This window comes from Nonomuraea sp. NPDC001684 (assembly GCF_053596515.1).
In genome coordinates this window covers 1-23,925 of the sequence record NZ_JBSFGJ010000039.1, presented here as the reverse complement: position 1 = coordinate 23,925, position 23,925 = coordinate 1, and the positions used below count along the sequence as shown (strand labels likewise).

General features: G+C 73.1%; 25 protein-coding genes. 17 read left to right on the top strand and 8 right to left on the bottom strand.

The window, feature by feature from the left end:
* The first annotated feature begins 41 nt into the window (after positions 1-41).
* Positions 42-1,067, top strand: a complete 1,026-nt coding sequence (locus ACWCSD_RS11030) for a 6-phosphofructokinase (RefSeq protein WP_352331196.1) — start codon at positions 42-44, stop codon at positions 1,065-1,067.
* Between the two features lie 235 nt (positions 1,068-1,302).
* On the opposite strand, the gene ACWCSD_RS11025 is transcribed toward ACWCSD_RS11030, so the two are convergent.
* Complete coding sequence (locus ACWCSD_RS11025; RefSeq protein ID WP_397162209.1) at positions 1,303-2,169, bottom strand: MHYT domain-containing protein; 867 nt, start codon at positions 2,167-2,169, stop codon at positions 1,303-1,305.
* Positions 2,170-2,283: 114 nt separating this feature from the next.
* On the opposite strand from ACWCSD_RS11025, the gene macS reads away from it, so the two are divergent.
* The 3 genes from macS to thiI all read left to right on the top strand — a co-directional run bounded on the left by macS (position 2,284) and on the right by thiI (position 5,338).
* Complete coding sequence (gene macS / locus ACWCSD_RS11020) at positions 2,284-3,381, top strand: MacS family sensor histidine kinase (RefSeq protein ID WP_449914116.1); 1,098 nt, start codon at positions 2,284-2,286, stop codon at positions 3,379-3,381.
* 39 nt (positions 3,382-3,420) lie between these two features.
* Complete coding sequence (locus tag ACWCSD_RS11015) at positions 3,421-4,074, top strand: response regulator transcription factor (protein ID WP_364331652.1); 654 nt, start codon at positions 3,421-3,423, stop codon at positions 4,072-4,074.
* Between the two features lie 67 nt (positions 4,075-4,141).
* Positions 4,142-5,338, top strand: a complete 1,197-nt coding sequence (gene thiI / locus ACWCSD_RS11010; RefSeq protein ID WP_397162207.1) for a tRNA uracil 4-sulfurtransferase ThiI — start codon at positions 4,142-4,144, stop codon at positions 5,336-5,338.
* Between the two features lies 1 nt (position 5,339).
* Here the strand turns inward: thiI and ACWCSD_RS11005 are convergent, their stop codons facing one another.
* Complete coding sequence (locus tag ACWCSD_RS11005) at positions 5,340-5,630, bottom strand: YiaA/YiaB family inner membrane protein (protein WP_352330712.1); 291 nt, start codon at positions 5,628-5,630, stop codon at positions 5,340-5,342.
* A gap of 155 nt (positions 5,631-5,785) precedes the next feature.
* Here ACWCSD_RS11005 and ACWCSD_RS11000 point away from each other — a divergent pair, with 155 nt between their 5' ends.
* The 3 genes from ACWCSD_RS11000 (at position 5,786) to ACWCSD_RS10990 (ending at position 8,384) form a co-directional block, all read left to right on the top strand.
* The gene (locus tag ACWCSD_RS11000; RefSeq protein ID WP_357993229.1) at positions 5,786-6,382 is read left to right on the top strand and encodes a molybdopterin-dependent oxidoreductase; all 597 of its coding nucleotides are present in this window, start codon (positions 5,786-5,788) and stop codon (positions 6,380-6,382) included.
* Positions 6,383-6,437: 55 nt separating this feature from the next.
* Entirely contained in the window at positions 6,438-7,577 is a 1,140-nt protein-coding gene (locus tag ACWCSD_RS10995; RefSeq protein WP_397162206.1) for a sensor histidine kinase, read from the top strand.
* Between the two features lie 66 nt (positions 7,578-7,643).
* Positions 7,644-8,384, top strand: coding sequence for a LytR/AlgR family response regulator transcription factor (locus tag ACWCSD_RS10990; protein WP_358294068.1), 741 nt, complete (start codon positions 7,644-7,646; stop codon positions 8,382-8,384).
* A 618-nt stretch (positions 8,385-9,002) separates the two neighbouring features.
* On the opposite strand, the gene ACWCSD_RS10985 is transcribed toward ACWCSD_RS10990, so the two are convergent.
* Complete coding sequence (locus ACWCSD_RS10985) at positions 9,003-9,845, bottom strand: deoxyribonuclease IV (RefSeq protein WP_397162204.1); 843 nt, start codon at positions 9,843-9,845, stop codon at positions 9,003-9,005.
* Between the two features lie 145 nt (positions 9,846-9,990).
* On the opposite strand from ACWCSD_RS10985, the gene uraD reads away from it, so the two are divergent.
* Genes uraD through ACWCSD_RS10950 form a run of 7 tightly spaced genes read left to right on the top strand, consistent with a single transcriptional unit; the run spans position 9,991 to position 14,647 of the window.
* Positions 9,991-10,512, top strand: a complete 522-nt coding sequence (gene uraD, locus ACWCSD_RS10980; RefSeq protein ID WP_449914113.1) for a 2-oxo-4-hydroxy-4-carboxy-5-ureidoimidazoline decarboxylase — start codon at positions 9,991-9,993, stop codon at positions 10,510-10,512.
* A complete protein-coding gene (gene uraH, locus ACWCSD_RS10975; protein WP_364331632.1) occupies positions 10,509-10,808 on the top strand; it encodes a hydroxyisourate hydrolase in 300 nt (99 codons plus the stop codon). Before uraD ends, uraH begins: the two co-directional genes overlap by 4 nt.
* Positions 10,809-11,672, top strand: coding sequence for a factor-independent urate hydroxylase (gene pucL / locus ACWCSD_RS10970; protein ID WP_387666252.1), 864 nt, complete (start codon positions 10,809-10,811; stop codon positions 11,670-11,672).
* A 5-nt stretch (positions 11,673-11,677) separates the two neighbouring features.
* On the top strand, positions 11,678-12,538 hold the full coding sequence (locus tag ACWCSD_RS10965) for an FAD binding domain-containing protein (protein ID WP_449914111.1): 861 nt from the start codon (positions 11,678-11,680) through the stop codon (positions 12,536-12,538).
* Complete coding sequence (locus tag ACWCSD_RS10960; protein ID WP_352353219.1) at positions 12,538-13,008, top strand: (2Fe-2S)-binding protein; 471 nt, start codon at positions 12,538-12,540, stop codon at positions 13,006-13,008. Before ACWCSD_RS10965 ends, ACWCSD_RS10960 begins: the two co-directional genes overlap by 1 nt.
* The gene (locus ACWCSD_RS10955) at positions 13,005-14,387 is read left to right on the top strand and encodes an 8-oxoguanine deaminase (RefSeq protein WP_397162200.1); all 1,383 of its coding nucleotides are present in this window, start codon (positions 13,005-13,007) and stop codon (positions 14,385-14,387) included. The genes ACWCSD_RS10960 and ACWCSD_RS10955 overlap by 4 nt, the downstream gene beginning before the upstream one ends.
* 47 nt (positions 14,388-14,434) lie before the next feature.
* Complete coding sequence (locus ACWCSD_RS10950; RefSeq protein WP_357967865.1) at positions 14,435-14,647, top strand: EF-hand domain-containing protein; 213 nt, start codon at positions 14,435-14,437, stop codon at positions 14,645-14,647.
* Between the two features lie 4 nt (positions 14,648-14,651).
* On the opposite strand, the gene ACWCSD_RS10945 is transcribed toward ACWCSD_RS10950, so the two are convergent.
* Positions 14,652-15,803, bottom strand: a complete 1,152-nt coding sequence (locus ACWCSD_RS10945) for a winged helix DNA-binding domain-containing protein (protein ID WP_449914109.1) — start codon at positions 15,801-15,803, stop codon at positions 14,652-14,654.
* 295 nt (positions 15,804-16,098) lie between these two features.
* On the opposite strand from ACWCSD_RS10945, the gene ACWCSD_RS10940 reads away from it, so the two are divergent.
* From ACWCSD_RS10940 to alc, 3 genes are read left to right on the top strand one after another with little or no spacing between them, the layout of a single operon-like run.
* Complete coding sequence (locus ACWCSD_RS10940; protein WP_449914108.1) at positions 16,099-17,241, top strand: glycerate kinase; 1,143 nt, start codon at positions 16,099-16,101, stop codon at positions 17,239-17,241.
* The gene (allB, locus tag ACWCSD_RS10935; RefSeq protein ID WP_449914106.1) at positions 17,238-18,548 is read left to right on the top strand and encodes an allantoinase AllB; all 1,311 of its coding nucleotides are present in this window, start codon (positions 17,238-17,240) and stop codon (positions 18,546-18,548) included. The genes ACWCSD_RS10940 and allB overlap by 4 nt, the downstream gene beginning before the upstream one ends.
* On the top strand, positions 18,549-19,496 hold the full coding sequence (gene alc / locus ACWCSD_RS10930; protein WP_449914105.1) for an allantoicase: 948 nt from the start codon (positions 18,549-18,551) through the stop codon (positions 19,494-19,496).
* Between the two features lie 9 nt (positions 19,497-19,505).
* Here the strand turns inward: alc and pknB are convergent, their stop codons facing one another.
* The 4 genes from pknB to ACWCSD_RS10910 all read right to left on the bottom strand — a co-directional run bounded on the left by pknB (position 19,506) and on the right by ACWCSD_RS10910 (position 23,894).
* Entirely contained in the window at positions 19,506-21,431 is a 1,926-nt protein-coding gene (pknB, locus tag ACWCSD_RS10925; RefSeq protein ID WP_397162195.1) for a Stk1 family PASTA domain-containing Ser/Thr kinase, read from the bottom strand.
* Between the two features lie 279 nt (positions 21,432-21,710).
* The gene (locus tag ACWCSD_RS10920) at positions 21,711-22,466 is read right to left on the bottom strand and encodes a thiazole synthase (protein WP_397162194.1); all 756 of its coding nucleotides are present in this window, start codon (positions 22,464-22,466) and stop codon (positions 21,711-21,713) included.
* Positions 22,459-22,659 (bottom strand): sulfur carrier protein ThiS, encoded by a 201-nt coding sequence (thiS, locus tag ACWCSD_RS10915; RefSeq protein WP_352331034.1) that lies wholly within the window; start codon positions 22,657-22,659, stop codon positions 22,459-22,461. Before thiS ends, ACWCSD_RS10920 begins: the two co-directional genes overlap by 8 nt.
* On the bottom strand, positions 22,656-23,894 hold the full coding sequence (locus tag ACWCSD_RS10910; RefSeq protein ID WP_449914128.1) for an FAD-dependent oxidoreductase: 1,239 nt from the start codon (positions 23,892-23,894) through the stop codon (positions 22,656-22,658). The genes thiS and ACWCSD_RS10910 overlap by 4 nt, the downstream gene beginning before the upstream one ends.
* Positions 23,895-23,925 lie beyond the last annotated feature (31 nt).

The following is a 23,925-nucleotide window of genomic DNA, read 5'->3' as shown; positions in this document are numbered from 1 at the left end:
ACCGAGCAATGGTTCGTGAACCCCATCGGGAGGAACCCGCCATGCGTATAGGAGTGCTCACCGGAGGCGGAGACTGTCCGGGTCTCAACGCCGTCATCAGGGCCGTGGTGCGTAAGGGGGTGAGCACGTACGGCCATGAGTTCGTGGGCTTCCGCGACGGCTGGCGCGGGCCCCTGGAAGGCGACACGATGCCGCTCGACATCCAGGCCGTACGAGGCATCCTGCCGCGGGGCGGCACCATTCTCGGATCCTCCCGCACCAACCCGATCAAGATCGAGGGCGGCGTCGACCGCATCAAGGAGAACCTCGCCGCCACCGGCGTCGACGCCCTGATCGCCATCGGCGGCGAGGACACGCTCGGTGTGGCCAAACAGCTCTACGACCGTGACGTCAAGGTCGTGGGCGTGCCCAAGACCATCGACAACGACCTGTCCGGCACCGACTACACCTTCGGCTTCGACACCGCGGTCAACATCGCGATGGAGGCCATCGACCGGCTGCACACCACCGCCGAGTCCCACCACCGCGCGCTGATCTGCGAGGTCATGGGCCGCCACGCGGGCTGGATCGCGCTGCACGCGGGCATGGCCGGCGGCGCGAACGTGATCCTCATCCCCGAGAAGCCGTTCGACATCGACCGGGTCTGCGAGTACGTCGAGTCCCGCTTCCGCACCCGCTACTCGCCGATCATCGTCGTGGCCGAGGGCGCCCACCCGATCGAGGGCCAGATGGAGCTGCAGACCGGCACCCTCGACGCGTTCGGGCACGTCCGGCTCGGCGGCATCGGCGAGGTGCTGGCCAAGGAGATCGAGAAGCGCACCGGCAAGGAGGCCCGCACCACCGTGCTCGGCCACATCCAGCGCGGCGGCACCCCGACGGCCTACGACCGGGTGCTGGCCACCAGGTTCGGGCTGCAGGCGATCGACGCCGCGCACGAGGGCGACTACGGCACGATGGTCGCGCTGCGCGGCACCGACATCGTCCGGGTCGGGCTCGACGAGGCGACGGCCGAGCTGAAGACCGTCCCGGCCTCCCGGTACTCCGAGGCCGAGGTGTTCTTCGGGTGAGGCTCTCTACGGCTGGCTGAAAGCGGCTTGCAAGCGCCGGGCCGTACTTTCTGGGCAGCGGGGTTACCGCTTACAACCCCCCTCGGGGTACGGCTTGGGGCGCAGCGAGTCGGCGGCCCACTTTGCGCCGCAAGCCGTACCCAGGAGATAGCTCAATCGCGGGGCGCGCCGAGGTGATCCACCTCCGGCGCGCCCTCGTCGCGTCCGGCCCCGTCCGGACGCTCGTCGCCGCGGGCTACCTGCGGCGGGTGCGCATCATCCGCTGCTGTTGCGGGCGGGGGGCGGCCTGCGGCGCGGGGTAGGCCAGGCGCTGCTGCTGCTGGGCGGCGCGCCGGCGCAGCTCCAGGCGGGCGACCATCTCGGCGTCCTCGTGCAGCTCCTCCTCCGAGGGCGCGAGGATCACCATGAGCAGCATGGTCAGCGTGATCAGGCTGATCACGGTCATGAGCGGGACGAGGAAGTCGAGGGCGTCCGCGCCGGTGACCATGCCGGGCTCGGCGTCGACGGTGACCCGCATGGCGTACATGCCGGTGTAGTGCATGCCCGAGACGGCCACGCCCATGACCAGCGCCGCGCCGGTGATCCAGACCGGCTTCTTGACCCGCAGCGTGAACCAGAGCGCGGCGGTCGCGGCCACGACGGCGATCACCACGGACCCGGCCACGATCGTGCGGTCGTAGGAGACGTGGGCGCTCATGTTCATCGCGTACATGCCGAGGTAGTGCATGCTGGCCACGCCGAGCCCGGTGAGCAGGCCGCCGCCGAGCAGCGCCAGCGCCCGGCCGCGGCCGTAGGAGACCAGGAACAGCCCGGTGCCGACCACCACCACTGCCACGGCGGCCGAGGCGACGGTGAGCGGCACGTCGTACTTGATCTGCGTGCCCTCCACCGCGAAGCCCATCATCCCGACGAAGTGCATGACCCAGATGCCGGTGCCGCCGATGGAGATGGCCGCGCCGATCAACCAGCGCACCCGCGACGCGCCGCGGCTGGCGTGCGCCTGTGCGGTGAGCCGCAGTCCGAGCATCGAACCCAGGCACGACATCAGGTACGCCAGCAGCGGTGTGAGCGGTCCGTGGGTGAAATGATTAACAGCGGTCATATATCGACATTCCTTGTGATTAGGGGTTGACGGATTGTGTCATCCGGTCCGCCCCTTCTGTATGGATAACGCAACTATCTGTCAACCGGCGTGTCGGAAACATGAGAGGGTCTCATGAGCATTGAGGGGCCCTTCTGGCGCGCGATCGCCGTCTTCCGCGCCGCGTCGTTGCTGTACGCGGCCGTGCTGATGGCCCAGTACCGCGGGTACGAGCAGCCGGTCGCCGGCTGGCTGGTGATCGCCCTGATGGCGTTGTGGACGGCCGGAGCCACCTACGCGTACGCGTCGGAAAGGCTGCGCGGGTGGCCGCTGCTGGCCGTGGACCTGCTGGTGGCGCTGGCCTGCCTGCTGACGTCCCCGTACGTGGAGGGCGCCCGTCAGGGCGTGGCGGGCACCATGCCCGTGCCCGCCACCTGGGTCGCCGCGCCCGGCCTGGCCTGGGCCGTGTACGGCGGCAGGCGCGCGGGCGCGGTGGCGGCGGCCCTGGTCGCCGCCGCGGACCTGTGGCTGCGCGTGCGCGCCCCCGAGGCGCCCGTGATGATCAACGGCGCGGTCCTGCTGTTCCTGTCAGGAGTGGTGGTCGGACACGTGGCCCGGCTGGCCAAGGAGGCCGAGGAGCGCATGCAGCGCGCGGCCGAGATGGAGGCCGCCCAGCGCGAACGCGACCGGCTGGCCCGCGACCTGCACGACTCCGTCCTGCAGGTGCTGGCCCTGGTCCAGCGGCGCGGCCGGCAGATCGGCGGCGAGGCGGCCGAGCTGGGCCGCCTGGCCGGCGAGCAGGAGGCCGCGCTGCGCGAGCTCATCGCCGCCCGCCCCGCCCCGACCGGCGCCACGGACCTGCGCTCCCTGCTCATGCGGCACGGCTCGCCGCTGGTGACGGTCTCCACCCCGGCCACGCCGCTCGTCCTGCCCACGCCGGTGGCCGAGGGCGTGGCGGCCGCGGTCGGGGCCGCACTGGACAACGTGCGCGAGCACTGCGGCGCGGACGCGCGGGCCTGGGTGTTCGCCGAGTCCTGCGACGACGTGGTCATGGTGACCGTGCGCGACGAGGGCCCCGGCATCCCGGAGGGGCGCCTGGAGCGGGCCGCCGCCGAGGGCCGCCTGGGCGTCGCGCAGTCCATCCGCGGGCGCGTCGCCGACCTGGGCGGGACGGTCGCCGTCGCCTCCACGCCGTCCGGGACCGAGATCGAGATCAGTCTTCCCTGCGGATAGGCGCGGATAGGCGGGGACCGGCCCGGTTAGAGTGACGTCATGGTGCGGGTCATGGTGGTGGACGACCATCCCATGTGGCGCGACGGCGTGGCCAGGGATCTGTCCGAGGCGGGCTACGAGGTCGTGGCCGTGGTGGGGGAGGGCCGGCAGGCGATCAGGGCGGCCGCGGCCGTGCGCCCCCAGGTCGTCGTGCTGGATCTGCGCCTGCCCGACATGTCCGGCGCGGAGGTGGCCGCCGGGCTGGCCGGGGCCGAACCGGCGCCCAAGGTCCTGGTGTTGTCGGCCAGCGCCGAGCAGGACGACGTGCTGGCGGCCGTCAAGGCGGGCGCGTCCGGCTACCTGGTGAAGTCGGCGAGCCGGGAGGAGTTCCTCGACGCCGTCCGCCGCACCGCCGAAGGCGACGCCGTCTTCACGCCGGGCCTGGCCGGGCTGGTGCTGGGGGAGTACCGGAGGCTGGCCGCGCGCCCCGCCGCCGGACGCGCCGACGACGACGGCCCGAGGCTGACCGAGCGCGAGACCGAAGTGCTCAGGCTGGTCGCCAAGGGCCTGACCTACCGGCAGGTCGCCGACCGCCTGGTGCTCTCGCACCGCACGGTCCAGAACCACGTGCAGAACACGCTGAGCAAGCTCCAGCTGCACAACCGGGTGGAACTGGTCCGATATGCGATCGAGCAGGGCCTCGACGCGGACTAAACTCGATGGGTCGCGGCGTTGCCTTCCTAGCGGCCGCGCCTTCCCCGTCTTCCCCGGAGGTTCCACCATGACGATGTCCGCCCTGGGCGAGCCATGCGTTCTGCTCAAGCTGGGCGAGATCGTTCTCAAGGGCAAGAACCGTGAGCTGTTCGAGCGCCGTCTGATCGACAACATCCGCTTCGCGCTCCAGGATCTCGGCCTCAAGACGGACGTCCGCCGGCGCCACGGCGTCGTCGCGATCTTCCTGCCCGAGGGGTCGGACGTCGAGCAGGCCGACGCGGTGGCCCGGCGGGTCGCCGACGTGCCCGGCCTGGTGTGGATCCACCGCGCCTGGCGGGTGGCCAAAGACCCCGACACCGTGCTCAAGGCCGGCCTGGAACTGATCCGCGACCGCGAGGAGGTCGCCCGCGGGGCCCGCTTCGCGGTGCGCTCCCGCCGCCGCGACAAGCGCTTCCCGCTGACCTCCAACGAGCTCGACCGGCTCGTCGGCGGCGCGATCAACGACGAGTACCACCTGCCCGTCGACCTGAAGAACCCCGAGCTGACCGTCTTCATCGAGGTCGACCGGGACGAGGTGTTCGTCTTCACCGACGGCATCCCGGGCCAGGGCGGCCTGCCGGTCGGCAGCAGCGGCCGGGCGCTGGTGCTCATGTCGGGCGGCATCGACTCGCCGGTGGCGGCCTACCGGATGATGAAGCGCGGCCTGCACGTCGACTTCCTGCACTTCTCCGGCATCCCGTTCACCACCTCCGAGTCGATCTACAAGGCGTACGCGCTGGTCAGGAAGCTCGACAGGTTCCAGGGCAGGTCGCGGCTGTGGGTGGTGCCGTTCGGCAAGGCGCAGCAGTCGATCCGCAACTCGGGTCAGGACCGCCTGGCCGTGATCGCCCAGCGGCGGCTCATGCTGAAGACGGCCGAGGAGGTCGCCCACCGCATCCGCGCCGGCGCGCTGATCACCGGCGACGCGCTCGGCCAGGTCTCCTCCCAGACGCTGGCCAACATCACCGCCCAGGACAACGCGGTCGAGCTGCCGATCCTGCGCCCGCTCGTGGGCTGGGACAAGACCGAGATCATGGCCGAGGCCCGGCGCATCGGCACGCTGGAGATCTCGGAGCTGCCCGACGAGGACTGCTGCTCCCTGCTGGCTCCCAAGCGCGCCGAGACGCGGGCCAAGATCGACGACCTCAAGCAGATCGAGAAGCGGCTCGACGCCGAGGAGCTGTGCGTGCAGCTCGCCGACTCGATCCAGGAGTACACGCTGTAGCTCAGGCCGCGTCGACCTTGAACGGGTCGTGCTCGGCCAGCAGCTTGTCCAGTCTGGCCTGGTCCACGCGGTTGGTCACCTCCGCCAGCTCCTGCCGGTCGCGGACGACCTTGCACAGGTTGACCGTGGAGGTGACCACGTACAGCAGGCCGAGCGCGAGGAACGCCCTGATCCAGCCGGAGGCCGGCAGGTAGATCAGGGCGATCACCACGGACGACACGGAGACGGCGAACGACAGGACCGCCTGGACGTAGAACGCGGCGGTCTGCGTGGGACGGATGGGCTTGCTCATGAGTTCATGGTGATCTCGCAGGCCAGGCCGTCGCATGGGCTTTCGTACTCAAGTTACTAATGAGTACGAAAGGCCCGGCCGCAGCCCCGGACGCGGGGCGCGGGCGGGCCGATGGCAGGATGGCCCAAGACGCGAGATCGGTGAGGGGAGTGATCGTGGAGGAGTCGCGCCTGCCTCCAGGCCAGTACGTCCCGCGCGGCCGCCCCGTGATCCACTACGGCAGGGTGCCCGCCTTCAAGCCGGACAGCTGGGACTTCCGCGTCTTCGGCGCCACGGCCTCCGGCGAGGAGCACTGCCTGACGTGGGCGGACTTCGAGCTGCTGCCCCGGGACACGCGCATCGCCGACTTCCACTGCGTGACCAAGTTCTCCCTCATGGCCAACGAGTGGCGGGGCGTCACCCCGGCCACGATCATGGAGCTGGCGCCGCCCGACCCCGGCGTGCGCCACGTCATGATCTGGGCCGAGTACGGCTACAGCGCCAACCTCCGCATGTCCGACTTCGCCGCCCCCGACACCCTGTTCGCCACGGAGCTGGACGAGAAGCCGCTCAGCCCCGACCGCGGTTTCCCCGTGCGCATCGTGGTCCCCCACCTGTACGCGTGGAAGAGCGTCAAGTGGGTGCGCGCCGTCGAATACCTCCTGGAGGACCGGCGCGGCTTCTGGGAGGAACGCGGATACCACAACCTGGCCGATCCCTGGCGCGAACAGCGCTACTCCTATCAGGAGGAACCCGGCGAGGGCCCCCCGTAGACTTCACTGCGGGTTTCCACCCGAACACGACCGGTTATTGGCTACGGTTTGGCGCATGCAGACCACCGCATGCGTGGCGCTCTCCCTCCTGCTCTTCCTCCTCGGCTACGCCTGCGCCAGGACGCGCCGCCCGGCGCTCCCGGAAGGCGGCGGCAAGCACGAGGCCACCTTCACCGCGTTGCACGTCGCGGGGCTGGCCGCGCCCGCCCTGCGCGGCGGGCTCGACCGCGACTCGGCGCGCAAGGCCGTACGCCACCTGCACGCGCTGCTCGGCACCCGCGCCGTCGCGATCACCTCCACCGACGCCGCGCTGGCCTGGAACGGCCCGTGCACCGACGACGTGCTCACCTACGCCCGCACCACCCTGGCCGCCGGGCGGGCGCAGGTGTTCGCCGGGCAGCCGTACGGGGCCGTGGTCGTGCCGCTGACCGTGGACGACACGGTCGTGGGCACGCTGGCGGCCTTCGACGAGGAGGTCAGCGCGGCGCTCGTGCGCGCCGTGACCGAGCTGGGCCGCTGGGTGTCGGGGCAGCTGGAGCTGGCCGACCTCGACGCCTCCCGCAGGCGGGCCCTGGAGGCCGAGATGCGCGCCCTTCGTGCCCAGATCTCGCCGCACTTCGTCTACAACGCGCTGACCACGATCGCCTCGTTCGTCCGGACGAACCCCAAGCGCGCCCGCGAGCTGCTGCTCGACTTCGCCGACTTCTCCCGTTACGCCCTGCGCCGGGCCCACGACTTCACCACCCTGGCCGACGAGCTGACCTGCGTCGACCGGTACCTGCTGCTGGAGCGCGCCCGCTTCGGCGACAAGCTGCGCTTCAGCCTGCAGGTCGCGCCCGAGGTGCTGCCGGTGCCGGTGCCGTTCCTGTGCCTGCAACCGCTGGTGGAGAACGCCATCAAGCACGGCATGCGCGGCCGGCGCGGCGGCGGCGAGGTGCGGGTCGTGGTCCGCGACGCCGGCCCCGAGGCCCACATCACCGTCGAGGACGACGGCACCGGCATGGACCCCGAGTGCGCCAGGCGCATGCTCGACGGCGAACCGGCCCGCGAGGGCGGCGGCATCGGCCTGGCCAACGTGGACCTGCGCATGCGCCAGATCTACGGCGACGGCTACGGCCTCGTCGTGGAGACCGCGCTCGGCGCCGGCACCCGGGTCCGGCTGCGCGTCCCGAAGACGCAATTTACCTCATTGTAGTCAATTCCTTACGCTGAGCTGGCGTGTCGCTTGTGACCTCTGCTTTCATACGGCAGCGTGGAGCCCATGCTGAGGGTCCTGGCGGTCGACGACGAGCTGCCCGCTCTTGAGGAGCTCGCCTACCTGCTGCGCCAGGACACGAGAATCGAACACGTCGCGACCGCGGCCGACGGCGTCACCGCGCTGCAGGACATGGTGCAGATGATCGGCGGGGGCGAGCGGCTCGACGCGATCTTCCTCGACATCCGCATGCCGGGCCTCGACGGGCTCGACCTCGCCCGGCTGGTCGGCGGCTTCCCCAGCCCGCCCAAGCTGGTGTTCGTCACGGCGCACGAGGAGTGCGCGGTGCAGGCGTTCGAGCTGGAGGCCGTCGACTACCTGCTCAAACCGGTCCGGGCCGAGCGCCTGGCGGAGGCGGTCAGGCGGCTGGAGGCGGCCTCCGCGCCGCTCGCCGAGCCGAGCCAGGACGACGTGATCCCGGTCGAGCTGGGCGGGCGCACCAGGTTCGTGCCGCAGCAGGCCATCTGGTTCGCCGAGGCCAAGGGCGACTACGTGCGGCTGCACACCGGCGACGGCAGCTACCTCGTCCGCATGTCGCTGGCCGCGCTCGAACGCCGCTGGTCGGAGGCGGGGTTCATCCGCGTCCACCGCAGCACCCTGGTCTCGGCCCGGCACGTCAGCGAGCTGCGCTTCGAGGGCGGCCGGGTCACGCTCACCGTCGGCACCGAGACGTTGCAGGTCAGCCGGCGGCACAGCCGTCAGGTGCGCGAACAGCTCGTCCGCCAGCATCGCGGCGCCTTCTCCTGACCGCCGGCCCGCGGGGGCTGGTGCCGATGGGTGGGCGTGAAGCTGGGCGCGTCCGGCGGGCGCCGGGCGGACGCCGGGCCCCGGCCGCCGGGCGGTCTGCCGCCGCGATGGTAAAAGATTTCCCAGGTCACGTCGGGGGTGGGCCCTTGGCGGCGGTTCCCGCGATGCCCTCCAGGGGCCTGCCGGTCGCTGGGAGGAACCATGAACCAGCCGTTCGTCGCTCGCCGGTGACCGCTCGCCGTCCGGCCACCCTCCGTATGTCGATGACTACAGACCGTTCAGCGAGCTGGCCGTGAACAGGGTTTCGCCCACAAGATCGCGACCGTAGTGTTTCGGCATCGGAAGCCACCCGGCGCATCGGGGGGGACGGGCCGCAAGGCTCAAGCAAGGGCCTGATGCGTCGGCTTCACCGGTGACCACCAGGTCACCACGGCTGTCGGGCCTTTGACCGGGGGGTAGGGCCCGCCTGCCGATCAGGTGAGGGGGCGCCTGCGGAGGCCACGGACCCCGGCCCCGCGATCCGGCCTTCGGGGGCGGCCGGATCGTGCGAGCAGGCGCCCCTATCACGATTGCTGACCAGGACGGGCTCTCATCCCCGTCACCGGGGATCGCGCCGGGTCAGCCCTCGTCGCGGAGCTTCTTCAGCAGCTCGATGTCCTCGCGGTGCTTGTCGGCCTTGCCGGGCGTCTCGATGCAGATCGGCACGCCCGCCACCGCCGGATGCCGCATGATCTCGGCGAACGGCTGCGCGCCGATGTGGCCCGCGCCGATGTTCTCGTGCCGGTCCTTCTTGGCCCCGCACACGTCTTTGCTGTCGTTGGCGTGGATGAGCTTGAGCCGGCCGGGCGCGATGGCGTGCAGGGCGTCGAAGGTCTCCCGCACCCCGCCCTCGGCGGCCAGGTCGTGGCCGGCGGCGAAGGCGTGGCAGGTGTCGAGGCAGACGCAGGCGCGCGGGTGCCAGTCGAGCGCGGCGAGATAGGGCTCCAGGTCCTGGACGGTCGCGCAGAGCATCGCGCCCTGGCCCGCCATGGGCTCCAGCAGCAGGTCGGGGCCGCCCTCGGGGATCTCGTCGAGCAGCGGCAGCAGGGTCTCGTGAATCTGCCGCAGCGCGTCGTCGCGGGACTGGGTGACGGCCGAGCCGGTGTGGACCACGACGCCCTTGGCGCCGGTCTCGACCCCGCGCCGCAGCCCGTGGCGGACGACGGCGATGGAGTTGGCCAGCGTCTCGGGGTTGGGCGAGCCGAAGTTCACCAGGTACGGCACGTGGATGAACGCGGTGACGCCGGACTCGGCCAGCTTGGCGTCCTCGGCGGGCTTGCCGTCGTTGAGCGCCCAGCCGCGCGGGTTGGTGACGAACACCTGGACCATCTCGGCGCCGATCTCGGCCATGTACTTCAGGCCGCCGGTCGCCAGGCCGCCGGTGACGGACACGTGCCCGCCGATCAGGGATGTCAAGGTCATGATGGCTCCCAGTGTAGGCGCAGCTCAGGGGCGTCCCGGCCGGGGCCGGGTTGGAGCATGACACGAAAAGTCCTGGCCATCCCGTTGCGTACTTGGGAGTTCTCACGGATGGACCGGGAACCAGGCCCGTGTGTGTACTGCTGACATGTCCAACTCCCTGGCCGGGTTCAACCGGCGGCCGCGCTCGGAGGCGGAGGCGGAGCTGCTGGCCTGCTGCGCCTCCCGCGCGTTCGCCGCGGCGGTGGCCGCCCGCAGGCCCTACGCCGCCCGCGAACGGCTCGCCGAGGCCGCCGAGACGGCGGTGCGCGAGCTGACGTGGCCCGACGTCCTGGAGGCGCTGGCGGCCCACCCGCGGATCGGGGAACGCCCGTCCGGGGACGGCCGGGAGTCGCGCTGGTCACGCCAGGAGCAGGCGGGCGCGCACCCGGACGCGCCGGGGGCCGAGGAGCTGCGGGCCGCGCTGGCCGCGGGCAACCGCGCGTACGAGGAGCGGTTCGGGTACGTCTACCTGGTCTGCGCCGCCGGCCTGAGCGGGGCCGAGCTGCTGGCCCGGCTGCGCGCCCGGCTGGACAACGACGAGGAGACCGAGCGCGGGGTCGTCCGCGAGGAACTGGTGAAGATCACCCGGCTTCGGCTGGGGAAGCTCATGGAAGGGGAGGGGAGATGAGCTTCTCGACGCACGTCCTGGACGCGGTCTCGGGCCGCCCGGCCGCCGGGGTGGGCGTCCGGCTGGAGCACGAGGGCCGCGTGCTGGCCCGGGGCAGCACCGACGACGACGGCCGGATCAAGGGCTGGGACACCGAGGAGGGCGTGCACCGGGTCGTCTTCGACACCGGCGCCTACCTGGCCGACACCTTCTACCCCGAGGTCGTCATCGCCTTCACCGTCACCGACGCCGCGGCGCACCACCACGTGCCGCTGCTGCTCAGCCCGTACGCCTACTCCACCTACCGAGGGAGCTAGATGACCGTCAAGCTGGGCCCCAACCGTTACGGCAAGGCGGAGACCAGGCTGGTCCACGTGGTCAGGGAGGGGGCCGTCCACCACCTCAAGGACATCAACGTCAGCACCGCGCTGTCGGGCGACATGGAGGAGGTGCACAGGAACGGCAGCAACGCCGCCGTCCTGCCCACCGACACGCAGAAGAACACCGCCTACGCCTTCGCCAGGAAGCACGGCGTCGGCGAGATCGAGGACTTCGCCCTCTTACTGGCCCGCCACTACGTCTCCGCGCACCCGTCCATCCATCACGCGCGGGTGGAGATCGAGGAGTACGCCTGGAACCGCATCCCCGGCGAGTCGCGGCACTCCTTCGTGCGCGACGGCGGCGAGGTGCGCACCTGCGTCGTCCACCACGACAGGGACGGCCGCACCACCGTCGTGTCCGGCCTGACGGACCTGGTCGTGCTGAACTCGACCGGCTCGGAGTTCCACGGCTACCTCGTGGACGAGTACACCACCCTCCAGCCGACGACCGACCGCGTCCTGGCCACCGCGGTCACCGCCCGCTGGCGGCACGCCGGGACGGGCGAGCGCCCGCCGTACGCGCAGGTGCGCGCCTGCCTGCTGGACGCCTTCGCGCAGACGCACAGCCTGTCGTTGCAGCAGACCCTCTACGCGATGGGCGAGCGGGTGCTGACGACCTGCCCGCAGGTCTGCGAGGTCCGGCTGACGCTGCCGAACAAGCACCACTTCCTGGTCGACCTGTCGCCGTTCGGCCTGGACAACGAGAACGAGGTCTTCTACGCCGCCGACCGTCCCTACGGGCTGATCGAGGGCAGTGTGCTGCGTGAGGACGCACCCGACGCGGGATTCGCCTGGGAGTGAGGACGATGGACTTCTTGCGGCCCACCACGTGGGCGCAGGCGCTGGCCGCCAAGGCGGACCGGCCCGGAGCGCTGCCCGTCCAGGGCGGCACCGACGTGATGGTCGAGATCAACTTCGACGTGCGCAGGCCGGAGGCGCTGCTCGACCTCAACCAGGTGGCCGAGCTGCGTGAATGGGGCATGACCGACGGGGTCTGCCGGATCGGGGCCGGGGTCACGTACGCCACGGTCGTCGACGAGCTGGGCGGCGTGCTGCCGGGGCTCGCGCAGGCCGCGCGCACGGTCGGCTCGCCGCAGATCCGCAACCGCGGCACGGTCGCCGGCAACCTCGGCGCGGCCTCGCCCGCGGGCGACAGCCATCCGCCGCTGCTGGCGGCGGGCGCGGTCGTCGAGGTCGAGTCGCGCGAGCGCGGCACCCGGCTGATCCCCGCGGCCGAGTTCTACCTCGGGGTCAAGCGCAACGCCCTGGAGCCGGACGAGCTGATCAGGGCCGTGCGCGTCGAACCCGCCCAGGGACCCCAGTACTTCTCCAAGGTCGGCACGCGCAACGCCATGGTGATCGCGGTGTGCTCGTTCGCGGTCGCGCTGCACCCCGGCGAGCGGCGGGTCGGCACCGGGATCGGCTCGGCCGCGCCCACGCCGCGCCGCGCCCTGGAGGCGGAGGAGCTGCTGGCCCGGGAGCTGGACTGGCACGCCCCGCTCGACCCCGCGCTGCTGGCCCGCTTCGGCGAGCTGTGCGCGCGGGCCGCCGCGCCGATCGACGACGTGCGCGGCACCGCCGCCTACCGGGTGCACGCGGTCGGCGTGATGGCCCGGCGCACCCTCACCTGGGCCTGGAACGACCACCTCGCGAGAAGGGCCGCCTGATGCGCCTGAACGTCACCGTCAACGGCCGCGCCCACAGCGTGGACGACGTCTGGGAGGGGGAGAGCCTGCTGTACGTGCTGCGCGAGCGGATCGGGCTCCCCGGCTCCAAGAACGCCTGCGAGCAGGGCGAGTGCGGCTCGTGCACGGTCTACCTCGACGGGCTGCCGGTCTGCTCGTGCCTGGTCGCCGCCGGGCAGGCCGAGGGGCGGCGGGTGCGCACGGTCGAGGGGCTGGCCGCGGGCGACCGGCTCGACCCGGTGCAGGAGGCGTTCGCCGAGTGCGGGGCCGTGCAGTGCGGGTTCTGCACCCCTGGGCTCGTCGTACAGGCCCATGACCTGCTCGAACGCGTGCCCCGGCCGTCCGACGCGGAGATCCGCGAGGCGCTGGCGGGCAACCTGTGCCGCTGCACCGGCTACGAGAAGATCCTCGACGCGGTCCGGCTGGCCGCCGCGCGGAAGGCGTCCCGATGACCCTGTTGATCGAGAACGTGCACATCGCGCCCGTCGCCGGCCCCGAGATCCCCTCCGGCCACCTCGTCGTCGAGGGCGACCGGATCGCCGCCCTCGGCCCCGGCCCCGCGCCCGCCATCCCCGGCGCCCGGCGGGTGGACGGCTCCGGCTGCCTGGCCACCCCCGGCCTGGTCAACACCCACCACCACCTCTACCAATGGGCCTCCCAGGGGCTGGCCCAGGACGCCACCCTGTTCGAGTGGCTGGTGGCGCTCTACGACGTGTGGGCCGCCATGGACGCCGAGGTCGTCAGGGGCGCGGCCACGGCCGGGCTCGGCTGGCTGGCGCTGTCGGGCTGCACCACCTCCAGCGACCACCACTACGTCTTCCCCAAGGGCCGTGGCGACCTGCTCGCGGCCGAGGTCGAGGCGGCGCGGGAGATCGGCCTGCGCTTCCACCCGGCGCGCGGCTCGATGGACCTGGGCCGCTCGCAGGGCGGGCTGCCGCCGGACGAGGTGGTCGAGGAGCTCGACGACGTGCTGGCCGCGACGGCCGAGGCGGTGGACGCCCACCACGACCCGTCGCCGTCCTCGATGGTGCGGGTCGCGGTCGCGCCGTGCTCGCCGTTCTCGGCCGGCGCCGAGCTGATGACCCAGTCGGCGGCCCTGGCCAGGGCCAAGGGCGTCCGCCTGCACACCCATCTGGCCGAGACGCTCGACGAGGACGAGCACTGCGTCGAGCGGTTCGGCCTGCGTCCGGTCGACTACATGGACAAGCTCGGCTGGCTGGGGCCCGACGTGTGGCTCGCGCACGCCGTGCACCTCAGCGACGCCGACATCGCCAAGCTCGCCCGCACCGGCACGGGCGCGGCCCACTGCCCCTCCTCCAACGGCCGCCTCGGCTCCGGGATCGCCCGCGTGTCGGAGATGCTGCGCCGGGGCGTGAACGTCGGGCTCGGCGTGGACGGCAGCGCCTCAGCCGAGCTGACCTCACTGGCCGGGGAGATGCGGCAGGCCCTGCTGTTCCAGCGGGCCAGGTACGGCCCCCGCGCGCTGTCGGCCCGCCAGGCGCTGGAGCTGGCCACCCTGGGCGGGGCGCGCAACCTGGGCCGGGAGGCCGAGCTCGGCTCGCTGGAGCCGGGCAAGCTGGCCGACGTCGTCCTGTGGCGGACCGGCGGGCCCTTCACCGCCGCCGTGGCCGACCCGGTGTGCGCGCTGGTGTTCGGGCCCCCGCCGCCGGTGGCCCGCGTCCTGGTCGGCGGCCGGACCGTGGTCGAGGACGGCGAGCTGCGGACGACGTCCCACGACGCGGCCGGACGGGCGGGCGCCGAGGCCCACCGCAGGCTGATGCGGCTGGCGGCCGAGCGCGGGCACTCGGCGGGCAGGGAGGTCCAGCACTAGGGTGGTGAATGTCCGGAACGTGGCATTCAGTACCGAAAGGCGGTCCCGTGTCGGCAGAACTCCCCGGTGAGCGGCTGGCGCAGCTCAAGAGCACCTTCGCCGAGATCGACACCGACGGCGACGGCTTCGTCAGCGAGGCCGAGCTGAAGCGGCACTTCCCCGACCTGCCCGCCGAGGCCCTCGGCGCGCTGAGCCAGGAGGCCGACTCCGACCAGGACGGGCGCTACTCGCTGGAGGAGTTCATCCGCGTCGTCTCCTGACGTCCTACTCCGCCAGCGCGCGCTCCAGGGGCGTGCGGAAGCGGGGCGTGATCCGCACGCCGCCGAGCCAGGAGGCCAGACCGGCGATCTCGGCCTCCACGGCGGCCACGGCGTCGGAGCCGAGGTCGGTGAGGGCCCGCCACACGATCTCGCCGCCGGGCCGCTGCCCCCAGCCGCCGACGACCCGCCCGTCCCACCACACAGTCGGGCCGACGTTGCCGCTGCGGTCGAACAGCTCGGCCCGGTGCTCCTTCGGCAGGTACCAGTCGCGGCCCTGCCAGCCCATCGGCGTCGGGTCCAGGGCGGGCAGCAGCGTCGCCCACGGCTCCGGCTCGGGCGTCTCGTCCAGATCGCCGGGCAGGACGTATCCCGCGCCCTCGTCCAGCTCGACCTCGACCGCGCCGACGGCGGCCAGCGCGGCGCGCACCTCGCGCAGCGTCCAGCCGGTCCACCACTTGACGTCGGCCTCCGTGCCGGGGCCGAACGCGGCCAGCCAGCGGCGCACCAGCTCCGCCTGGGCCTGCGGGACCGTGGTCGCGTCCATGGGCGGGGCGACGGCCCACAGGTGCTGCGTGCTCGTCCACGAGCCGGACGGGCGGCCCTGGCGGACGAGCCGGCCCTCCATGCCCATCAGCGTGATCAGCCGCTGCCCGACGCTGTGCACGGCCTCGTACGGCTTGCCCACGGCCACCCGGAACTGCTCGCGCAGCCGCGGCTCCAGCACCCCCAGCCGGGCCGCCGTCGCCGTGCCCTCCGCCGCCAGGACGCGCAGCACCGACGACTCCACGTCGGCCAGCCAGGCCTCGTCCCAGCCGCCGGCCGCGGTGAGCTCCTTGACCAGCGCCTTGCGCACCCTCGTGGCGACCGCGAGCGTGGAGGAGTGGTGCACGACGGGCACCAGCGCGGCCGGGACCACGAACACCGTGCGGCGCATCCCGTGCATGCGCACCAGCGTGCGGTCCTCGTACAGGGCCCGCTCGACCGGCGCGGTCCCGGGCGCGGTGAGCCGGGCGCCCGCCGACAGGAACACCGTCGCCGGGTCGGTGGCGTGCAGCGCCACCACGGACGCCGTCGCCTCCTCCGGGGTCGCCGCCTTGGCCGCCAGGCTGTGGCGCACGCCCAGCCGGCGCCGCCTCTCCCGCTCAGATATGCGCATCAAACGCCTCCTTACGGGATGTGAGCCTAATTGGAGGATCACACACCTCAGAACCCGCCAGAACAGCTCAGGTTCGTGCTCGCGGCCCATGGGCGGCGGGCGCGGGCGCCTGCTTCACTGAGAGCACCTTCCTTGAGGGCACCTTTCACTGAGGGCGCCTACCCTCGGCCGCCGCCGGCCGGGGGGCTGATGTGATGATGAGTCACGCCTTCCTGCCCGCTCGCACCGGGCAGGAAGGCGTGTCCGGCCATTGTTCAGCATCTTGTGGGAGTTCGTAGTGGTAAAGCAGGTTCTGGTGGCACCCGACAAGTTCAAGGGCTCCCTCACGGCCGCCGAGGTCGCGGCCCGGGTGTCGGCGGGGCTCGGGGTGCCCACGGTCGAGCTGCCGGTCGCCGACGGCGGCGACGGCACCGTCGAGGCGGCCGTGGCCTGCGGGTTCGACCGCGTCACCGTGGAGGTCGCCGGGCCCACCGGCGAACGCGTGAGCGCGGCGTACGCCTGGCGGGCGGCCGGCGGCACGCCGACGGCCGTGGTCGAGCTGGCCGAGGCGTCGGGGCTGCGGCGGCTGCCCGCCGGGCCGGCCCCCCTGACCGCCACCTCCTACGGCACCGGAGAGCTGATCGCCGACGCCCTGCGCAGGGGCGCCCGGCGGGTCGTCCTCGGGCTCGGCGGCAGCGCGTCCACCGACGGGGGAGCGGGCATGGTCCGGGCGCTGGGCGCCCGCCTGCTCGACGACGAGGGCGCCGAGCTGCCCGACGGCGGCGCCGCGCTGCGCGGGCTGGCCCGCATCGACCTGTCGGGGTTCGCCGACGTCTCCGGGGTGGAGTTCGTGGTGGCGAGCGACGTGGACAACCCCCTGCTCGGCCCGCACGGGGCCGCCGCCGTCTACGGGCCGCAGAAGGGCGCCGGCCCCGAGGACGTCAAGGTGCTGGAGGCGGGCCTGTCCCGGCTGGCCGCCGTCGCGACCCAGACCCACGGCCTGGTCGGCGCCGTCGAGCACGACGACACCCCGCGCGCCATGGGCGTGGCCGGAGCCCCCGGGGCGGGTGCGGCGGGCGGCGTCGGGTTCGCGGCGCTGGCCTTCCTCCACGCCGAGCTGCGGCCCGGCATCGAATACCTGCTCGACCTGCTCGGCTTCGGCGCGCTCGTCCAGGGCGCGCGGCTGGTGATCACCGGCGAGGGCTCGCTCGACGAGCAGTCCCTGCGCGGCAAGGCGCCGATCGGCGTGGCCCAGGCCGCGGCCAGGGCGGGCGTGCCGGTGGTCGCGGTCTGCGGACGGCGCACCCTCGGCGACACCGAGCTCAAGGACGCCGGCATCGAGGCCGCCTACGCCCTGACCGACCTGGAGCCCGACCCGGCCCGGTGCATGGCCGAGGCCGGCCCGCTCCTGGAACGCCTGGCCGCCCGGGTGGCCGCCGAGCATTTGGAGGGCAGATGACCGTTCACGACCTCGTCGTCCGCTCCCGCAGGGTGGTCACGCCCGAGGGGGAGCGGGCCGCGGCCGTGGCCGTACGGGGCGAACGCGTCCAGGCCCTGTACGACTACGCCGAGCCCCTCGACGCCGCCGAGGACATCGACCTGCGCGACCTGCCCCTGCTCCCCGGCCTGGTGGACACGCACGTGCACGTCAACGAGCCGGGCCGGACCCATTGGGAGGGCTTCGCCTCGGCCACCAGGGCGGCCGCCGCGGGCGGCGTGACCACGATCGTGGACATGCCGCTCAACTCCCTGCCGCCGACCGTCAGCGTGGAGGCGCTGGAGGCCAAGCTGCGGGCCGCCCGCGGGCAGTGCCACGTGGACGTGGCGTTCTGGGGCGGCGCGGTCCCCGGCAACCTCAAGGAGCTGCGGCCGCTGCACGAGCGCGGCGTCCGGGGCTTCAAGTGCTTCATGTCCCCGTCGGGCGTCGAGGAGTTCCCGCCGCTCGCCACGGCCGAGCTGCGGGCGGTGCTGACCGAGGTCGCCGGGTTCGGCGGGCTCGTCGTGGTGCACGCCGAGGACCCCGAGCTGCTGGCCGAGCCGGGCGGGCCGACGTACCGGGAGTTCCTGGAGTCGCGGCCGGGAGCCGCCGAGCGCAGCGCGGTCACGCGGGTCGTCGCGCTGGCCGCCGAGACCGGCGCGCGCGTGCACATCCTGCACGTCTCCAGCGCCGAATGCCTCGACGTGCTGGCGCGGGCCCAGGCCGACGGGGTGGCGGTCACGGCCGAGACCTGCCCCCACTACCTGACGCTGGAGGCCGAACAGGTGCCCGAGGGGCGCACGGCGTACAAGTGCTGCCCGCCCATCCGCTCGCGGGCCAACCGCGAGCTGCTGTGGGACGGCCTGGCCCGCGGCGTGCTGAGCAGCGTCGTCTCCGACCATTCGCCCTCGCCCGCCGACCTGAAGGTGCCCGACTTCGCCGCCGCCTGGGGCGGTGTCGCCTCCCTCCAGCTCGGCCTGTCCGCGGTCTGGACGGAGGCCGCCCGGCGCGGCCACACCCTCGCCGACGTCGTCCGCTGGATGTCGTCGGCCCCCGCCGCGCTGGCCGCGATCCCCGGCAAGGGCGCGATCCGCCCCGGCGGCGACGCCGACCTGGTCGCCTTCGACCCCGACGCCGACAACCCGGTGGACGCCGCCCGCCTGCACCACCGCAACCCCGTCACCCCCTACCACGGCCGCGTGCTCAAGGGCGCGGTGCTGACCACCTGGCTGCGCGGCCGTCCCGTGGACGGCGAGCCGCACGGCCGCCTCATCCTCGGGGAGCAGTAGATGCCCGGCTTCACCGCCCTGCCCGACCTGGCCCTGCGCACCCTCGGCGGCGCGGTCGTGGCGGCCAGCGACGAGTCCTTCGCCGAGAAGGAGAGCCTGATCAGGCCGGGCCGCCCCGGCTTCCGCGCCGAGACGTTCGGCAACAAGGGCCAGGTCTACGACGGCTGGGAGACCCGCCGCCGCCGCACCCCCGGCCACGACTGGGCGCTGGTGAGGCTGGGCCTGCCGGGCGCGATCCGCGGCGTGGTGATCGACACGGCCTGGTTCAAGGGCAACTACCCGCCGTACGCCTCGGTCGAGGCCGCCGCCGTGCCCGGCCGTCCCTCGCCCGCCGAGCTGGCCGCCGCCGACTGGACGGAGATCGTCCCGAGGACGGCGCTCAAGGGCGACGCCGAGCACCACGTCGAGGTCACCGGGGACGACACCCGCTACACCCACGTACGCCTTAACATGTACCCCGACGGCGGCATCGCCCGCCTGCGCGTGCACGGCGAGGTGCGCCCCGACCTGTCCGTCTACGAGGGGCTGAGCCTCGACCTGGCCGCCCTCCAGAACGGCGGCCTGGTCACCGCCTGCTCCGACGAGTTCTACTCCGCGCCGAACAACGTCATCGCCCCCGGCCTGGCCCGCCACCAGGCGGAGGGCTGGGAGACCGCGCGCCGCCGCGGGCCGGGCAACGACTGGCTGCTCATCCGCCTGGCCGGGCCGGGCCTGGTGCGCCTGGCCGAGATCGACACCACGAACCTGATCTTCAACGCCCCCGGCCACGTCGCGCTCACCGGGCTGTCCGGCGGGCGCGAGGTCACGCTGCTGCCGAAGACCCGGTTGCAGCCCGACACGCCCCACCGCTTCCGGCTCGGCCACCCCGAACCGGTCACCCACGTACGGGTCGACATCTACCCCGACGGCGGGCTGGCCAGGGTGCGCCTGCACGGGCACCTGGCCTGACCCGGCGCGCTACTGCCAGAGGAAGACGGTCGCGCCGGGCGGCCGCTCACTGTTCGGTAACGGCCGCTGGTACTGCACGACGCCGCCGTTGGCCAGCCGCTGGACCCGTACGTGGAAGCCCAGCGACTCCAGCTCCGACTTGGCGTCCTTGACGTTCTTGCCGATGACCGCGGGCACCAGGCGGAACTCCTGGTCGTCGCGGGCCTCGTTGTCGCCCTTGAACCAGTCCCAGAAGTCGGTCTGGCAGCGCGCCACCGTGATCATCGCGGGGGTGCCCTTGTCGACCTCGGACTTGGCCTTCGGCGCCTGGGCGATGACCGTGCACGGCTCGGCGTCGTCGTCGACCTCGTTGACCTGCACCGCGAAGCCCTGGCCGCCGAGGTAGGCGGCGGCCTCGTCCTTCGGCATGCCGGTCACGTCGGGCATCACCATGCCGGCGCTCACGAAGATGCCGACCTTCGCGCCCTCCTTGACCTTCTCGCCGGCCTCGGGGGAGCTGCGGATCACCTTGTTCCGCTCGACCTCGCCGTTGGGCAGGCGCTTGACGCTGCCCACGGTGAGCCCGGCCTCGGCGATCTTGACGCGGGCCTCGTCGCTGGTCAGGCCCCTGACGCTGGGGACGATCACCCGCTTGGGGCCGAGCGAGGGCACCAGCGTGATCGTGCTGCCGCTCTCCACCTCGGTCTTGCCCTCGGGGTCGGTACGCAGCACCAGCCCCTCGGCGGTGTCCTCGTTGTACTCGCCGGCGACCTTGTTGACCTTGAAGCCCTTGCTCGTGGCGGCGCGCTCGGCGACCACCACGTTCTGGCCGACGAGGTCGGGCACCTGCACGTACTGGGTCTGGGAGAAGTACCAGCCGGTCACCGCCACCGCGACGACCATGACCGCGGCGAGCAGGACCAGGAACCAGTTGGGCCTGAACGAACGCCTGGACGGCGGCGGCGACACCGGCGGCGTCACCTCGGCGCGCGGCTGGATCAGCGTGTGCGCCGGCGCGGCCAGCGGCATCGACGGGGCGCCCGCGCCGCTCGGCCGCGGCGGCATCGACTGGTTGAACACGGCCGTCATGGCCGGCGGGGTGCTCAGCCGGGGCAGCATCCGGTGGGCGTCGACCGCCTCGACCAGCATCGCCGTGGCGTCGGCCGGGCGGTCGTGGGGCTCGCGGGCCGTGGCGTGCCCGACCAGCGTGTCGATCAGCGGCGGCACCTCGGGCACCAGCGACGACGGCGGCGGCACCGTGTCGTGCACGTGCCGGTAGGCCACCGACATCGGCGTCTCGCCGTCGTAGGGCTGCTGCCCGGTCACCAGCTCGAACAGCATGATGCCGGCGGCGTAGACGTCGCTGCGCACGTCGGCGCCGCCGGTGGTGACCTGCTCGGGCGACATGTAGCCGATCGTGCCGATCATCACGCCGGTACGGGTCTGGTTGGTCGCCTCGATCGCCCTGGCCAGCCCGAAGTCGACGACCTTGACCCGGCCGTCGTCGGTCATCAGCACGTTCTCGGGCTTCACGTCGCGGTGGACCATCCCGGCCTGGTGGGCCGCGCCCAGGGCGGCCAGCACCGGGATCATGATCTCCAGCGCCTCGCGGGCGGGCAGCCTGCCGCGCTCGCGCAGGATGTCGCGCAGCGTGCGGCCCGGCACGTACTCCATCGACAGGTAGACGACGTCGGTGTCGGTGCCCTGGTCGAAGACGTGCACCACGTTGGGGTGGGACAGGCTGGCCACCGACTTGGCCTCGCCGATGAACCTGCGGACGAACGCCGGGTCCTCGGCGAGCGAGCGGTGCATGACCTTCAACGCGACAGTGCGATCCAGCCGGACGTCGAGCGCCAGGTAGACGGTCGCCATCCCGCCCCGGGCGATCCGGCTCTCGATGCGGTAACGCCCATCGAGGAGCCGCCCGACCAGGGGGTCCGCAGTCGTCTTATCCACCACCCCCCTGAGTTTACGGGCGTTTTGCCACCGGCAGGGCCCACGCGCCCGAAACCGATGCGGAGACGTTCCCGCGAGAGCGGCCCCGACCGGCGGAAGGGCCGGCGCGAGCCGGTCCCTCCGGCGGTCTCGGAGGGGGATCTCCAGGGGATCACCAGGTCGTCTCCGGGGCGTCTCCGGGGCCGTCTCGCGCGGGCGTCTCCGGGCCGTCTCCCGGGGGCGTCCCCGGGGTGTCTCCGGGGTGTCTCCGGCCGTCTCCTGGGCGTCTCTGGGGCGCCTTTAGGGGGTCGTCGGTGAGGACGCCTCGGCGTAGCGCCGGCGCGGGATCCGGCCCGCCTGCCGAGCCTGGCGTCCGGCCGCCACGGCCGCCCTCATCGCCGAGGCCATGAGCTCGGGCCGCTGCGCCCGGGTGACCGCCGTGGCCAGCAGCACCGCGTCGCAGCCCAGCTCCATGGCCAGGGCGGCGTCGCTGGCCGTGCCGATGCCGGCGTCGAGGATCACCGGCACCCCGGCGGACTCCACGATGAGCTCGATGTTGTGCGGGTTCCTGATCCCGAGCCCCGAGCCGATCGGCGCGCCCAAGGGCATCACCGCCGCGCAGCCGGCCTGCTCCAGCCGCCGCGCCAGCGCCGGGTCGTCGCCGATGTACGGCAGCACCACGAACCCGTCGGCCACCAGCCGCTCGGCGGCGTCGAACGTCTCGATCGGGTCGGGCAGCAGCGTGCGCTCGTCGGCGATGACCTCAAGCTTGACCCAGTTCGTCCCCAGGGCCTCGCGGGCCAGCCGGGCCGTCAGCACGGCCTCGCCCGCGGTGAAGCAGCCCGCGGTGTTCGGCAGCACCTTGATGTCGCGGCGGCGCAGCACGTCCAGGACCGAGCCGCGGGCGCCCGGGTCGAGCCGCCGCATGGCCACCGTGGTCAGCTCGGTGCCCGAGGCGACCAGGGCCTGGTCGAGCACCTCCAGGGAGGGCGCGCCGCCGGTGCCCATGATGAGCCGGGAGGCGAACTTCTCCCCGGCGATGATCAGCTCATCCACCCTGCACCGCCGTCAGCACCTCGACGCGGTCGCGGTCGCCGAGCGCCGTCGTCTCCCACGAGCTCCGCGTCACCACCTCGTCGTTCACGGCCACGGCCACGCCGGTGGTGGCGGTGGTCAGCGTCCGTACGGCCTGGGCCACGGTGGTGCCGTCGGCCACCTCGTGCGCGGCGCCGTTGATCGTCACAATCATGAAATATCCCGAAATCTCGCGGGCGAGCACAGCGCGGCGAGCTCGCCCTCCTCACCCGTCAGAATCCCCGCGCCCGTCGAAACCCGCGCCACCCGAGCCGCCGCCTGGGCCGCCGCCTGGGCCGCCGGCTGCGTGCCTGTCTGCACCGCCGCCTGGGCCGCGGCCTGTGTGCCTGTCTGGGCCGTTGTCGGGGCCGCCGTCGGGGGCCTCGACGTCGCGGACGGGGGCGTCGTGGACGGTGTCAGCACCGCCGACGTGACCAGGGCCGCCGTCAGGGGGGCCAGCAGCACCCCGCCCCGATGGTGGCCGGTCGCCAGCACCAGCCCCGGGACCTCGCCCGCCCCGATGATCGGCAGGTTGTCGGGGGTGCCCGGACGCAGCCCGGCGACCACGTCGGCGACCTCCAGCTCGGTGACGCCCGGCACCAGCTCCCTGGCGTCGCGCAGCAGCTCGTAGAGCCCGCCCGCGGTCACCCGGGTGTCGAACCCCAGCTCCTCCTGGGTCGCCCCGAGCACCAGCTCGCCGTCGCCCCTGGGGACGAGGTAGACGGGCGCGCCGTGCACCATCCCGCGTACGCACCGGCCGAGCAGCGGCTGCGGCGAGCGCAACCGCATGATCTGCCCCTTGACCGGCCGGACGGGCACGTCGGCCAGCTCCCCGCTCCACGCCCCGGCGGCCAGCACCACCCGCTCGGCCGCGATCTCCGGCACCGCCGGCTCAGGCTGACCGAGCACGGCCTCAAGCCGCACCCCTGTCACAGCACCTGTCACGGCTCCCGCCACAGGTCCTGCCGCACCGCCTGCCCCAGCACCGATCCCAGCGCCGGTCCTAGAGCTGATCCCACCGCCGGTCAGAGCGCCGGTGCCAGAGCTGGTCCCAGCGCCTGTCGCGGCGCCCGGAGCGGCGTCGCCGTCGCGCAGCAGGCCGGTCACCCGCGCCCGCACCACGGGCACGCCCAGCCGGTCGAGCGCGGCCAGCAGCGCCGCCGTGACCCGGCGCGGATCGACCCAGGCGTCACCGGGGGCCAGCAGCCCGCCGCGCACCGAAGGGGCCAGCATGGGCTCCAGACGCCGGCACTCGCGCCCGGTCAGCCGCTCGACCCGCAGCCCCAGCTTGTCCATGAACGCCGCCAGGTCGTCGAGCGCCGCGAGGTCGTCGGCCCCGAAGGCGACGTCGAGCGTGCCGTCGGCGCGCAGGTCGAGCGCACGACCAGCGGCCCCCTCCGGCCCGATCACCCCGAACGCGCCCCCGAACGCCTCCCCGGCC